Consider the following 14346-nt stretch of genomic DNA (forward strand, 5'->3'; position numbering starts at 1 on the left):
GGAGGAACGACGCACAGATCGCTCCGCCCACGGCCTCCCGGGAGCGCATATCCTGCAGAAGCGGTAGCTTGCTCGACACAGGGGCACGTCATCCGCCTTCGCGGCGCCGCCGGGTGGCCGATGACGGGGTGGCCTACGTTTTAAGGAGTGGCTGGGTGGCACGCATCGGCGACGGTGGAGACCTGCTGAAGTGCTCGTTCTGCGGCAAGAGCCAGAAGCAGGTGAAGAAGCTCATTGCCGGCCCCGGCGTCTACATCTGCGACGAGTGCATTGATCTGTGCAACGAGATCATCGAAGAGGAACTCGCCGACTCCACCGAGCTGAAGTGGGACAGCCTGCCCAAGCCCCGGGAGATCTACGAGTTCCTCGACTCCTACGTGATCGGGCAGGAGCAGGCCAAGAAGGCGCTGTCGGTGGCGGTCTACAACCACTACAAGCGCGTGCGCTCCGAGAACGACCGCCCGCGCGAGGAGGACGTGGAGATCGCCAAGTCCAACATCCTGCTGCTGGGCCCCACGGGCTCGGGCAAGACCCTGCTCGCCCAGACCCTCGCCCGCATCCTCAACGTGCCCTTCGCCATCGCCGACGCCACCGCGCTGACCGAGGCCGGCTACGTGGGCGAGGACGTCGAGAACATCCTGCTGAAGCTGATCCAGGCGGCCGACTACGACGTCAAGAAGGCCGAGACCGGGATCATCTACATCGACGAGGTCGACAAGGTCGCGCGCAAGAGCGAGAACCCCTCGATCACCCGCGACGTCTCCGGCGAGGGCGTGCAGCAGGCCCTGCTGAAGATCCTGGAGGGCACCACCGCCAGCGTGCCGCCGCAGGGCGGGCGCAAGCACCCCCACCAGGAGTTCATCCAGATCGACACCACCAACGTGCTGTTCATCTGCGGCGGCGCGTTCGCCGGCCTGGAGAAGATCATCGAGTCCCGCACCGGCCGCCAGGGCATGGGCTTCAACGCCGTGCTGCGGCCGGCCGGCGAGACCCCCGAGGGCTTCGCCGAGGTCATGCCCGAGGACCTGCTGAAGTTCGGCATGATCCCGGAGTTCGTGGGCCGGCTGCCGGTCATCACCAGCGTGCACAACCTCGACCGCGAGGCGCTGATCCGCATCCTGACCGAGCCGCGCAACGCGCTGGTCAAGCAGTACCAGCGGCTGTTCGAGCTGGACAACGTCGAGCTGCACTTCACCGACGACGCCCTCGACGCCATCGCCGAGCAGGGCATCATCCGCGGTACCGGCGCGCGCGGGCTGCGCGCCATCATCGAGGAGGTCCTGCTGTCGGTGATGTACGAGGTCCCCAGCCGCGAGGACGTCGGCCAGGTCATCATCACCCGCGAGGCCGTCCTGGAGCACGTCAACCCCACGATCGTGCCGCGCACCAAGCGCGGGCCCGAGCGCGAGGAGAAGAGCGCCTGAGCGGCGCCCCTCCCGCACCCGGACAGCACACCGCCGCGGGCCGCACCCCCAGGGTGCGGCCCGCGGCGGTTTACGCCGGGGTCCGAGGGCGGAAGGGGCGCGGGGCCGGGGCGGCCGCAGGGCGCCCGGCGCCGGGGACCGCCCGCCGCCGGACCGTGGCTAGCCCATGACCTCTTCCATGCGCTCGATGTCGGCCCGCTGCTCGGCGATCACGTCGTTGGCCATCTTCAGCACCGTGGGGTCCTTGCCCTCCATCGTGGCCTCCTCGGCCATCTCGATGGCGCCCTCGTGGTGAGCGGTCATCAGCTCCACGAACAGCTCGTCGAACTCCTCGCCCTCGGCGGCGCGCAACTCGTCCAGCTGCGCCTCCGACGCCATGCCGGGCATGTCGGAGTGGTCGAGGTTGACCGGGCACTCGCCCCCGCCGCCGTGGTGGCCGCCGCCGCTGTCGGGGCCGTTGGCGCAAAAGCCCTGGTGGTTGGGGTTCTCCTCGGCCGGGCCGTAGACGTTCTCCTCCATCCACGCCTCCATGGCCTCGACCTCGGGGCCCTGCGCCGCGGCGATGCGGTCGGCGATCTTGGCCAGGTCGTCGTTGGCCATGCGGTCCTCGGCGAGGTCGGTCATGACCAGCGCCTGGCCGTGGTGCTCGATCATCTTCAGGATGTACTCGACGTCGGCCTCGTTGTGCTCGGTGGCCTCGACGGCCTCGTCGATCTGCTCCTGGGAGGCCGGCGACGCCGACTCCCCGGGCGCCCCGGGGGCGAGCACGGGCGGGCCGTCGGCTGAGTCGGCTCCGTCTCCGCTGCAGGCGGAGACACCGGTCAGCATGATGGCGGCTCCGACCGCCACGACCCACTTCCGCACAGGGGGCTCCTTCCAACGGGGGAGGCGGCCTCGGGGGCCGCTCTGGGGGCCTGTCTACTCACTGTGGTGACGGTTTGTCCAGTATCGGCCCGAGTGCGCCCGCTCCTCCGCGGGCGCGGGCGCGGGCGCGGCGGACGCCCGGACTCCGGTGTTCACCGACGTCAGCCCAGAATTCCCAGACTTCATTGTCATGGTGTGTAGTGAAAGGCCCAACTTCGTCACGGAATGTTGAGCTTGCGTTTCTTCGAGAAACTCCCCTGTACAATCGCGGGGGGATGTCGGTAGTTTTCTCCTGTTTCGGGTGCTTCGGATAAGGAGTCCACATGTCGACATCCCCCGGGCCTTTCCGGTCGAGACACTTCCGGCTCCGAGGAATCGCCGCGTCCCTGGCGGGCGCCGCGGCGGCCCTCCTGGCCGCCACCGCCCTCGCGCCGGCGGCGCTCGCGGACTCGGCCGACGGCGACGTGATGACCAGCAGCAATGTCGAGCACGTGGCCAATCTCCCCAAGGAAGGCCCGTTCGCCAACACCAGCGCCTACAATTCCGACCTGGCTTTCATCGGCGACTACGCCATCGACGGCAACTACAACGGCTTCGTCATCTACGACATCTCCGACCCGGAGTCGCCGCAGGTCGTGAGCCAGGTGCTGTGCCAGGGCGGGCAGGGCGACGTCAGCGTCAGCGGCGACCTGCTCTACTTCTCCGTGGACTACCCCCGCGAGAGCGACGAGTGCGGCGCCCCGGCCAGCACCCCGGCCGACGCCGACGCGTTCGAGGGCATCCGGATCTTCGACATCTCCGACAAGTCGGCTCCGGAGTACGTGGCCGCGGTGCCCACCGACTGCGGCTCCCACACCAACACCCTGGTGCCCGGCGACCGCGACACCGAGTACGTCTACGTCTCGTCCTACGCGCCGTCGGACAACTACCCCAACTGCCAGACCCCGCACGACAAGATCTCGATCATCGAGGTCCCCAAGGACGACCCCGCCTCGGCCTCGGTGGTCAGCGAGCCGGTGCTCTTCCCCGACGGCGGCAACGAGGGCGGCGGCCTGCTGCGCCCGACCGAGGGCTGCCACGACATCACCGTGCTGCCGCACCGCGACATCGCGGCCGGCGCCTGCATGGGTGACGGCGTGATCATGGACATCAGCGACCCGGCCAAGCCGCGGGTGACCGAGACCGTCCGCGACGAGAATTTCGCGTTCTGGCACTCGGCGACTTTCAGCAACACCGCCCGCACCGTCATCTTCACCGACGAGCTGGGCGGCGGCGGAGCCGCCACCTGCAACGAGGAGATCGGCCCCGAGCGCGGCGCCAACGCGGTCTACTCCCTCTCGGGCGGCAAGAAGCACCCCGACCTGGACTTCGCGAGCTACTTCAAGCTCCCGCGCCACCAGGGCGACACCGAGAACTGCGTCGCGCACAACGGCTCGCTGATCCCGGTGCCCGGCAAGGACTACTTCGTGCAGTCCTGGTACCAGGGCGGCGTGTCGGTGATCGACTTCAACAACCCGCGCAAGCCCCGCGAGATCGGCTACTTCGACCGCGGCCCCCTCAGCGAGGAGGAGCTGGTGCTGGGCGGCTCCTGGTCGGCCTACTACTACAACGGCTACGTCTACTCCTCTGACATCCAGCAGGGCTTCGACGTCCTGAAGCTGGACGACCGCCGCCTGCGGCCCGCCGAGCGCGTCACCTACGACGAGTTCAACCCGCAGAGCCAGCCCGTCTACCGGCCCGGACGCGGCTAGCGGCCACCGGCCCCGCCGCACCCCACCCACCACCCCCAGCGCGGCCCGCCCACCCGGCGGGCCGCGCTCGCCGTAGCGGGGGCTGACCCGGCCGCACCGCGCCACCCCGCCCCCGCCCCCGCACCCCCGACGGGCAACCGCCCGGCGGGTTCATTCGGTGTGCTACCGAGGAGTGATACATGCCGAAGTCCCCCGCACCCCCGACCCGGCGCAGAACCGCCCTGCGCCGCCGCCTCGCCGCCGTCACCGGCGCGCTGCTGGCGGCCCTGGTCGCCGGCACGGCGCTCAGCCCCGCGGCCGTCGCCGACACCAGCCCCAACGTCGAGCACGTCGCCAACGTGCCGCTGAGCGCCCCGCTCGACGGCACGGGCACCGACCTCGCCTTCAGCGGCGACTACGCCATCGACGGCAACTACAACGGCTTCATCGTCTACGACATCTCCGAGCCGGAGTCGCCGAAGGTCGTCAGCCAGGTGCTGTGCCCCGGCGGGCAGGGCGACGTCAGCGTCAGCGGCGACCTGCTGTACTACTCCGTGGACTCCCCGCGCGCCAGTGACGAGTGCGGCGCCCCGGCCAGCACCCCGGCCGACGCGAACGCGTTCGAGGGCATCCGGATTTTCGACATCTCCGACAAGTCGGCTCCGGAGTACGTGGCCGCGGTGCCCACCGACTGCGGCTCCCACACCAACACCCTGGTGCCCGGCGACCGCGACACCGACTACGTCTACGTGTCCTCCTACGCGCCCTCGGAGAACTACCCCAACTGCCGGCCGCCGCACGACAAGATCTCGATCATCGAGGTCCCCAAGGACGACCCCGCCTCGGCCGCGGTCGTCAGCGAGCCGGTGCTGTTCCCGCGGGGCGGCAACCACGACCAGGAGAACCTGCTGCGCCCGACCGAGGGCTGCCACGACATCACCGTCTACCCCAAGCGCGACATCGCCGCCGGCGCGTGCATGGGCGACGGCGTGATCATGGACATCAGCAACCCGGTCAAGCCGCGCATCACCGAGACCGTCCGCGACGAGAATTTCGCGTTCTGGCACTCGGCCACCTTCACCAACGAGGCCAACGCGGTGCTGTTCACCGACGAGCTGGGCGGCGGCGGCGCGCCGACCTGCACCGAGGAGATCGGCCCCGAGCACGGCGCCAACGCCATCTACACCCTCAAGGGCGGCAAGAAGAACCCCGACCTCGACTTCGCCAGCTACTACAAGCTGCCGCGCCACCAGGGCGAGCAGGTCTGCGTCGCGCACAACGGCTCGCTGATCCCGGTGCCCGGCAAGGACTACTTCGTGCAGTCCTGGTACGAGGGCGGCGTGTCGGTGATCGACTTCAACAACCCGCGCAAGCCCCGCGAGATCGGCTACTTCGACATCTCCGCCGACGAGGAGGCCGGTGTCACCGGCAACGACACCTGGTCGACCTACTACTACAACGGCTACGTCTACTCCTCCGACATCGTGCGGGGCCTGGACGTGCTGAAGCTCAACGACCCCAGGCTCGAACCGGCCGAGCGCGTCACCTACGACGAGTTCAACCCGCAGAGCCAGCCCTTCTACCGGCCCGGGCGCCGCTGACCGGTCGACCCGCGCCGAACCGGCGGCCCGTCCGTCCCCGCAGGCCAGGGGGCGGGCGGGCCGCCGCGCGTGTGCCGGGGACGGGCCGCGCGCGGCGGTGAGTAGGGTGGAATCGGGTGCGAACCCAGCGCCGCGCCGTCGGGCGACGCCCGTCGCCGCGCCGAGGTGCCCACCCGCTGCCCACGTCCCGCCGTGCAAGTGAAGGACGCCCGTGAGTGACCCCGGTATCCACGACGCCTACGCCCAGGTCGTCGCGGAGATCACCGCCCGCCGGGTCGAGACCGACATCGACCCCTCCACCGAGCGGATCAGCGCGCTGATGGACCTGCTCGGGCAGCCCCAGCGGGGCTTCCGGGTCATCCACATCACCGGCACCAACGGCAAGACCTCCACCGCGCGCATGATCGACGCGCTGCTGCGCGAGCGCCAGCTGCGTGTGGGCCGCTACACCAGCCCGCACCTGCGCACCGCGCGCGAGCGCATCGTCATCGACGGCGAGCCGGTGTCGGAGGAGCGGTTCGTCGCCGCCTACAACGACATCCGGCCCTACCTGGAGATGGTGGACGCCTCCCACGGCGTGCCGATGTCGTTCTTCGAGGTGCTGACCGGCATGGCCTACGCCCTGTTCGCCGACACCCCGGTGGACGTCGCCGTGGTCGAGGTCGGCATCGGCGGCACCTGGGACGCCACCAACGTGGTCGACGCCGACGTCGCGGTGATCACCCCGATCGCCATCGACCACACCGAGTTCCTGCCCGACACCGTCGAGGGCATCGCCGAGGAGAAGGGCGGCATCATCAAGCCCGGCTCCATCGCCGTGCTCGCCCAGCAGCAGCTGCCCGCCGCCGAGGCGCTGATGCGCCGCGTCGCCGAGGTCGGCGCGCGGGTGGCCCGCGAGGGCCTGGAGTTCGGCGTGGTCCACCGCGACCTGGCCGTGGGCGGCCAGCAGCTCTCGCTCAAGGGCCTGCGCGGCGGCTACGACGACCTCTTCCTGCCCATGTTCGGCGCCCACCAGGCGGGCAACGCCGCCGTGGCGGTCGCCGCCGTCGAGGCGTTCGCCGCCCCCGGCGAGAACGACGACCGGCTCGACCCGGAACTCGTGGCCACGGCCCTGGCCGGGGTGGAGTCGCCGGGCCGGATGGAGATCCTGCGCACCACGCCCACCGTGCTCGTGGACGCCGCGCACAACCCCGCCGGCATGCGCGCGGCCGTCGAGACCCTCCAGGAGGAGTTCGGGTTCGTCCGGCTGATCGGGGTCGTGGCGATCATGGGCGACAAGGACGTCGAGGGCATCCTGGAGCCGCTGGAGCCGGTGCTCACCGAGGTCGTGGTCACCCGCAACTCCTCGCCGCGCAGCCTCGCGCCGGCCGAGCTGGCCGCCGTGGCCGAGCCGGTGTTCGGTCCCGAGCGCGTGCACCGGGCCGACCGCCTGGACGACGCCATCGACCAGGCGATCGCCCTGGCCGAGGCCGACGGGGAGCCCACCGGAACGGGCGTCATCATCACCGGCTCGGTCGTCACCGCCGGCGACGCCGTCCATCTCATCAAGGGGGAGTGACCGTGCGCAGGCTGTGCGCCGTGGTCCTGGCCATCGAGGTCGTCGTGATCGGCCTCGCCGTACCGGTGGCCGTGCAGATCGTGCAGATCCCCCCGGCCGTGGCCGGGGCGGTGTGGGGCGGCCTGGCCGCCGCCGCGCTCGTGCTGGCCGCGCTCCAGCGGTTCCGCTGGGCCTACTACGCCGGCTGGGCGCTGCAGGCGGCGTTCGTGGCCACCGGGTTCCTGGTTCCGGGGCTGGCGCTGATGGGCGTGGTGTTCTTCGGGCTGTGGGTGTGGGCGGTGGTGCTGGGCCGGCGCACCGACGCCATGCAGGCCCAGCGGGAGCGGGCGGCCGCCGAGGGCGGGGCCTGAGCCGGCGGTTCCACCCGGGGCGATGGCAGGCGATACAGTTACCTCGGCCAGGGGCGGCCTGCGCCGCGCGTCGGGCGCCGCCCGGTGCCGACCCCGGTCGTCAACCAGCCCCGACTCCCGAGGAGCACAGCACCGTGGAGCGCACCCTTGTCCTGATCAAGCCTGACGGCGTGCGGCGCAACATCATCGGGGAGGTCATCTCCCGCATCGAGCGGCGCGGCCTGAAGATCGTCGCGATGGACCTGCGCACGCTCGACGCCGACACCGCCAAGACCCACTACGAGGAGCACGCCCAGCGGCCGTTCTTCGACTCGCTGGTGGAGTTCATCACCGGCGGCCCGCTGGTGGCGATGGTGGTCGAGGGCGAGCGCGCCGTCGAGGCGTTCCGCGCGCTGGCCGGCGCCACCGACCCGGTCTCGGCGTCGCCGGGCACCATCCGCGGCGACTTCGCGCTGGAGGTCCAGCAGAACATCGTGCACGGCTCGGACTCCACCTACTCCGCCGAGCGCGAGATCAAGCTGTTCTTCCCGGACCTCGCCGCCTGAGGCCCCGGGCCCCACCGCCGCGCCGGGCTGTGCCCGGCGCTTTTTTTGGTCATCCCACGCCGGATCGATCCGGTGTGTTTGCGTAGCCAGGCGGCCACTCAGCGTTACGATACGGGTACTGGATCCACATCCGTGCTGGAACGAGTCCGTATTGACCGCCCCGCGAGGGCCTCACCCGTTTGGGGCCGCTGAGGATGCTTTATGACCAATAACCTCGCCTTCCTGGGCCGCGACATGGCGGTCGACCTCGGCACCGCCAACACCCTGGTCTACGTGCGCGGTCGCGGCATCGTGCTGAACGAGCCCTCGGTGGTCGCGCTCAACTCCTCCACCGGAAAGATCGTCGCGGTCGGCCTCGACGCCAAGCAGATGATCGGCCGCACGCCCAGCAACATCACGGCCGTGCGCCCCCTCAAGGACGGCGTCATCGCCGACTTCGAGATCACCGAGCGCATGCTGCGCTACTTCATCCAGAAGATCCACCGGCGCCGCCACTTCGCCAAGCCCCGCATCATCGTCGCCGTGCCCAGCGGCATCACCTCGGTGGAGCACCGCGCCGTCAAGGAGGCCGGCTACCAGGCCGGCGCGCGGCGGGTCTACATCATCGAGGAGCCCATGGCCGCGGCCATCGGCGCCGGCCTGCCCGTGCACGAGCCCACCGGCAACATGGTGGTCGACATCGGCGGCGGCACCACCGAGGTCGCGGTGATCTCCATGGGCGGCATCGTGACCTCCCAGTCCATCCGGGTGGGCGGCGACGAACTCGACCAGGCGGTCATGACCTTCGTCAAGAAGGAGTACTCCCTGATGATCGGGGAGCGCACCGCCGAGGAGCTGAAGGTCGCCATCGGGTCGGCCTACCCCACCGGCGGCGAGGAGCTGCACGCCGAGGTGCGCGGGCGCGACCTCATCAGCGGCCTGCCCAAGACCGTGGTCATGTCGGCGGCCGACGTCCGCCAGGCCATCGAGGAGCCTGTCACCGCCATCATCGACGCGGTGCGCACCACCCTGGACAAGTGCCCGCCCGAGCTGTCGGGCGACATCATGGACCGCGGCATCGCCGTCACCGGCGGCGGCGCCCTGCTGCACGGGCTCGACGACCGCCTGCGCCACGAGACCGGCATGCCCATCCACGTCGCCGAGAACGCCCTGGACTCCGTCGCCGTGGGCTCGGGCACCTGCGTCGAGAACTACGAACGGCTCAGCCAGGTCCTCGTCCCGGATCGGCGGCGCTGACATGCGGCGCGACAGTTCCCGGTCGCGGCTGGTCGTCGGGCTGCTCGTCGCCGCCGCCCTCGCGCTGATCGTGCTCGACTCCCGCGAGGGCGCCGATCCCGTCACCGCCGCCGCCCGCGGCGCCGGCGAACTCGCCTTCGGCCCGGTGTCGGCCGGGGTGAGCGCCGCGACCGCCCCGGTGCACGACGCCTACGCCGCGCTGGCCGCCGCGCCCGCCGCCCGCGACCGCATCGCCGAACTGGAGGAGCGCAACCGCGAGCTGCGCACCGAGCTGGCGGCGCGCGACCGCGACGCCCGCCGCGCCGAGAAGCTCGACGACCTCCTCCAGCTCTCGGGCATGGGCGGCTACGAGATCGTTCCCGCCCAGGCCGTCACCCGGGTGACCGCGCGCGGGTTCTCCGACGCCGTCACCCTCGACGTCGGCCGCGAGGACGGCGTCCGCGAGGACATGACCGTCATCAACGGCGACGGCCTGGTCGGCCGCGTCACCCACGCCGGCCGGCACACCTCCACCGTGCTGCCGGCCGTCGACCGCGCCTCGGCGGTGGGCGCCCGGCTGGAGGGCTCCCAGGAGATCGGCGTGGCCGAGGGCACCGGCGCCGTCGGCGGCGCCAAGCCGATGAGCTTCGAGCTGATGAGCGCCGACGCCCGGATGAAGCCCGGCCAGCGCATCGTCACCCTGGGCTCGCACGACAACGCGCCGTTCGTCCCCGGGGTGCCGGTGGGCACCATCACCTCCGTCAACGAAACCCCGGGCTCGCTGACCCGCACCGGTCACGCCCGGCCCGCCGTTGACTTCGGTTCTCTCGACGTCGTGGGGGTCATTGTGGCCGGACCGCAGGACGACCCCCGCGACTCCCTCCTTCCGGGCCCGCCCCGCGAGGCACCGGAACCCGAAAAGGCCGGCGACGAGGCCGACTCCCAGGATTCGGAGTCGGCCTCCGACACCGGCGGATCCGGCGACCCCCAGGAGGGCCGACGATGAAGACCGCCGCCGCCGTGCTGCTGGTGGCCGCCGCCGTCCTGGTCCAGGCCGCCGTCCTCAACCGCCTCCCGCTGCCGTGGGGCCTGGTGCCCGACCTCGTGCTGCTGGTGGTCGTGGGCGTCGCCCTGTGGTCCCCGCCCACGGCCGCCGCCGCCACCGGGTTCGCCGCCGGGCTGGCCGCCGACATCCTGCCGCCCGCCGACCACGAGATCGGCCGCCAGGCGCTGCTGCTGTGCCTGGCCGCTTTCCTGGTGGCCTCCATCCGCGACACCGGGGTGCGCGCCGGCGCCGGCCCCTACATCGCCGCGGCCCTGGCCGCCCTGGGCGTCTCCCTGGGCTACGCGCTGCTCGGCCTGGTCCTGGGCGACCCCCGGGTCGGCTGGGCCACCGGCGCCGCCGCCGTGCTGGGCGGCACCGCCGCCACCGTCCTGGTCAGCCCGCTGGTGCTCGTCCCGCTGGGTGCGGCCATGCGGCGGCTCACCGGCGAGGGCCACTCCGACCTGCCCGCGCCCTGGGAGACCGCGAGGGGGCTGGGACGATGAGCCCGCTGCGCAAGCGCTACCGGCTGGCCAGCCGGCGCGCCCGGCGCGAGGCCGGCGTGCCCGGGGTGCGCGGCGCGCACAAGCGGCGCGGCGTGCTGCTGGCCCAGGTGCTGGTGCTGGTGCTGTTCGCCACGCTGACCGCGCGCATGTGGTACATGCAGGTGCCCCAGGCCGGCCACTACCACGAGCTGGCGCTGGCCAGCCACACCCAGAAGCTCATCGTGCCGGCGGTGCGCGGCAAGATCCTCGACTCCCAGGGCCGCCCGCTGGTGCGCAACCGCACCGAGCTGACCGTCACCGCCGATTTCCACACCCTGCTCAACCAGCCCGACGACGGCGCGGCCGTGCTGCGCCGGGTGGCCGAGGTCCTCGACGTCCCTTTCGCCCGGCTGCGCGACCGCGTGCGGCTGTGCGGCCCCGACACCGGCCGCCCGTGCTGGCCGGGATCGCCCTACCAGCCCATCCCGCTGGCCGAGGACATCGACCCCCGCGTCGCGCTGCAGATCATGGAGCGCAAGACCGAGTTCCCCGGCATCTCCGCCCAGCAGATGGCGGTGCGCGACTACCCCAACGGCGACATGGCCGCCCAGATGCTCGGCTACCTCCAGCCCATCACCCAGGAGGAGTTCGAGGCCCGCGAGGAGCTGCGCGCCCAGTTCTCCGGTGTCGACCAGGTCGGCCGCGACGGCCTGGAGTACGTCTACGACGACCGGCTGCGCGGCACCGCCGGAACCCGCACCCTGGCGGTCACCAGCCAGGGCGGGGTCAACGGCGTCGTCGAGGAGACCCCGCCCAAGCCCGGCATGCACCTGGTCACCAGCATCGACCAGAAGGTGCAGCGCATCACCGAGGACGCGCTCAAGGCGGGCGTGGAGCGCGCCCGCTCCGAGGGCCGGCCCACCGACTCCGGGGCCGCCGTGGTGCTGGACGTGCGCACCGGCAACGTCATCGCCATGGCCAGCCTGCCCACCTACGACCCCTCGGTCTGGCAGGGCGGGATCGACCAGGCCACCTACGACCAGCTGCTCAGCGAGGACGCCGGCGAGCCGCTGATCTCCCGCGCCCTGCAGGGGCAGTTCCCGCCCGGCTCCACGTTCAAGGTGTCCTCGCTGTCGGCCGCCGTGCGCAACGGCGCCGACCTCGACGGCACCTACAGCTGCCCGGGGTCGGTCCACCTGGGCAACCGCTCCTGGCAGAACTTCGAGGGCGGCGGCCACGGCAGCGTCAGCCTGCACAAGGCCATCGTCGTCTCGTGCAACACCGTCTTCTACCAGTTCGGCTACGACACCTGGCTGCAGGACGGCGGCACCTCGCCCAAGGACGACCCCAAGGAGATCATGGCCGACACCGCCCGCGGGTTCGGCTTCGGGCAGCCCACCGGCATCGACCTGCCCCACGAGTCCAGCGGGCGCATCCCCGACCGCCAGTGGAAGCAGCAGTACTGGGAGGACACCCGCGAGCAGTCCTGCCGCCGCGCCGAGAAGGGCTACCCCGAGGTCGCCGAGGAGGACCCCGGCCACGCCGCCTACCTCAAGCGCGCCGCCCACGAGCACTGCCTGGACGGCAACCGCTGGCGGGCCGGCGACGCCATCAACTTCGCCATCGGCCAGGGCGACGTCCTGGTGACCCCGCTGCAGCTGGCCCGCGCCTACGCCGCCATCGCCAACGGCGGCACGCTGTACGAGCCCCGCGTGGCGCGCGGGTTCCTCTCGGCCGACGGCACCCGGGTCGAGGAGCTGGAGCCGGTCAAGGCGGGCACCCTGCCCATCGACGACCGCACCCTGGAGTACCTCCAGCGGGCGCTGACCCAGGTGCCCAAGGAGGGCACCGCGCGGGGGGCCTTCGACGGCTTCCCCCAGGACAAGGTCTCCATCGCGGGCAAGACCGGTACCGCCACCATGACCGGCAGCGAGGACTCCGCCTGGTTCGCCTCCTACGCCCCGGCCGACGACCCGCAGTTCGCGGTCGTGGCGATGCTGCCCGAGGCCGGCACCGGCGGTGTGGCCGCGGCCCCGGTGGTCCGCGAGATCTACGAGGGCATCTACGGGATCTCCGGTGCCGAGCCCGGCGCGGGCGGCGACGCCAAGCCCAAGGTCGGCGAGCCCGCCATGCCCGGCGCCGCCCCGCCCGAGGAGCTGCCCCGGGTGCGCTCCGACGGCACCGTCGCGCCGCCGCCCGACACCGGCGACTGACGCGCGGCCCGGCCGCACCCGCCATTGCCCGCCGCGAGTCCGGCAGGAGTGCCATGACCACCTACTCCACTACCAGCCCGCAGCCCGGCGGCCGCGGCCTGCGCGGCCGCGCCGGGCGGCTGTTCGCCTCGACCCTGCCGCACCGCATGGACTGGCCGCTGATCAGCGCCGTGGCCGCGCTGTCGCTGCTGGGCGTGCTGCTGGTGGCCTCGGCCACCTACGACCCCGCCGACCCCGGCACCGCCCTGGGCCACGCCGAGCGGCAGATCCTGCACCTGGGGGTGGGCGCGGCGGCGTTCGTGGTGGCCGCCGCCGTGGACTACCGGGTCTCCCGCGCCTACGCGCCGTTCCTCTACGCCGCCGCGGTGCTGGGGCTGGTGCTGGTGCTCACCCCGCTGGGCGAGACCATCAACGGCTCGCGGTCCTGGCTGGTCATCGGCGGGCTGCAGATGCAGCCGGGCGAGATCGCCAAGATCGGGCTGATCCTGGCGGTGGCGATGCTGCTGGGCGAGCCGCGCGACGGCGAGTTCGCGCCCACCAGCCGCGACGTGCTGGTCAGCCTGGTGGTGCTGGCGGTGCCGCTGGGGCTCATCCTCGCCCAGCCCGACCTGGGCACCGGACTGGTGCTCATGGCCACCTACCTGGGCATGCTGGCGCTGTCGGGGGCGCCGGTGCTGTGGGTGGCGGGCCTGGTGGGCGCCGGGCTGGCGTCGGCCTTCGGCGTGGTGTGGTTCGGGCTGCTGGAGGAGTACCAGCTCCAGCGCTTCACCACGTTCATCGACCCCGGGGCCGATCCGCGCGGCGCCGGCTACAACGCCAACCAGTCGATGATCGCGGTCGGCTCGGGCGGCCTCAACGGCACCGGCCTGTTCCAAGGCGAGCACACCCGCGGCCGGTTCGTGCCCGAGCAGCACACCGACTTCATCTTCACCGTGGCAGGCGAGGAGCTGGGGTTCTTCGGCGGGGTGCTGATCATCGGGCTGCTGGCGTTCGTGCTGTGGCGCGTCCTGCGCATCGCCGCCCTGTGCGAGCAGCCCTACGCCCGCATGGTGTGCCTGGGCGCGGCGGCCTGGCTGTGCTTCCAGAGCTTCATCAACATCGGCATGACCCTGGGGATCAGCCCCATCACCGGTGTGCCGCTGCCGTTCGTCTCCTACGGCGGCACCGCCACCATCGCGCACCTGGCCATCCTGGGGCTGGTGCTCAACATCTACGCCCGCGACCGGCGCGTGGACTAGCGGGGCCGGGCGCGCACGGGCCGGTGCGGGGGGCGCGGTGGCTAAGCTGGGGAGACCGACCGACCATACGGCACCAGCCGA

The 14346-nt window shown here is 71.9% G+C and carries 12 protein-coding genes; 11 read left to right on the plus strand and 1 reads right to left on the minus strand.

All coding sequences use genetic code 11. The features are described 5' to 3' along the window. Positions 1-155 precede the first annotated feature (155 nt). Positions 156-1424: an ATP-dependent Clp protease ATP-binding subunit ClpX gene (gene clpX / locus HNR12_RS23720; RefSeq protein ID WP_179769638.1), complete on the plus strand. Its 1269-nt coding sequence runs from the start codon at positions 156-158 to the stop codon at positions 1422-1424. A gap of 159 nt (positions 1425-1583) precedes the next feature. Here the strand turns inward: clpX and HNR12_RS23725 are convergent, their stop codons facing one another. After that, a complete protein-coding gene (locus tag HNR12_RS23725; protein ID WP_179769639.1) occupies positions 1584-2288 on the minus strand; it encodes a DUF305 domain-containing protein in 705 nt (234 codons plus the stop codon). 323 nt (positions 2289-2611) lie between these two features. Between HNR12_RS23725 and HNR12_RS23730 the strand changes: the two genes are divergently transcribed. From HNR12_RS23730 to rodA, 10 genes are all read left to right on the plus strand, one after another. Beyond that, positions 2612-4039, plus strand: coding sequence for an LVIVD repeat-containing protein (locus HNR12_RS23730; protein ID WP_179769640.1), 1428 nt, complete (start codon positions 2612-2614; stop codon positions 4037-4039). A gap of 179 nt (positions 4040-4218) precedes the next feature. Continuing rightward, positions 4219-5619, plus strand: coding sequence for an LVIVD repeat-containing protein (locus HNR12_RS23735; RefSeq protein WP_179769641.1), 1401 nt, complete (start codon positions 4219-4221; stop codon positions 5617-5619). Positions 5620-5830: 211 nt separating this feature from the next. Further along, on the plus strand, positions 5831-7177 hold the full coding sequence (locus tag HNR12_RS23740; RefSeq protein WP_179769642.1) for a bifunctional folylpolyglutamate synthase/dihydrofolate synthase: 1347 nt from the start codon (positions 5831-5833) through the stop codon (positions 7175-7177). Between the two features lie 2 nt (positions 7178-7179). After that, entirely contained in the window at positions 7180-7527 is a 348-nt protein-coding gene (locus HNR12_RS23745; RefSeq protein WP_179770862.1) for a DUF4233 domain-containing protein, read from the plus strand. A gap of 134 nt (positions 7528-7661) precedes the next feature. Continuing rightward, positions 7662-8072, plus strand: coding sequence for a nucleoside-diphosphate kinase (ndk, locus tag HNR12_RS23750; RefSeq protein ID WP_179769643.1), 411 nt, complete (start codon positions 7662-7664; stop codon positions 8070-8072). Between the two features lie 201 nt (positions 8073-8273). Continuing rightward, entirely contained in the window at positions 8274-9308 is a 1035-nt protein-coding gene (locus HNR12_RS23755) for a rod shape-determining protein (protein WP_179769644.1), read from the plus strand. 1 nt (position 9309) lies between these two features. Next, positions 9310-10293: a rod shape-determining protein MreC gene (gene mreC / locus HNR12_RS23760; protein ID WP_179769645.1), complete on the plus strand. Its 984-nt coding sequence runs from the start codon at positions 9310-9312 to the stop codon at positions 10291-10293. Then, positions 10290-10835 carry a rod shape-determining protein MreD gene (gene mreD, locus HNR12_RS23765; protein ID WP_179769646.1) on the plus strand — a complete coding sequence of 182 codons (546 nt, stop codon included), beginning with the start codon at positions 10290-10292 and terminating at the stop codon, positions 10833-10835. Before mreC ends, mreD begins: the two co-directional genes overlap by 4 nt. Continuing rightward, positions 10832-13027, plus strand: a complete 2196-nt coding sequence (gene mrdA, locus HNR12_RS23770) for a penicillin-binding protein 2 (RefSeq protein ID WP_179769647.1) — start codon at positions 10832-10834, stop codon at positions 13025-13027. Before mreD ends, mrdA begins: the two co-directional genes overlap by 4 nt. Before the next feature lie 53 nt (positions 13028-13080). Then, positions 13081-14265: a rod shape-determining protein RodA gene (gene rodA / locus HNR12_RS23775; RefSeq protein ID WP_179769648.1), complete on the plus strand. Its 1185-nt coding sequence runs from the start codon at positions 13081-13083 to the stop codon at positions 14263-14265. Positions 14266-14346: the final 81 nt, after the last annotated feature.

It is taken from the genome of Streptomonospora nanhaiensis (genome assembly GCF_013410565.1).
GTDB classification, from domain to species: Bacteria; Actinomycetota; Actinomycetes; order Streptosporangiales; family Streptosporangiaceae; genus Streptomonospora; species Streptomonospora nanhaiensis.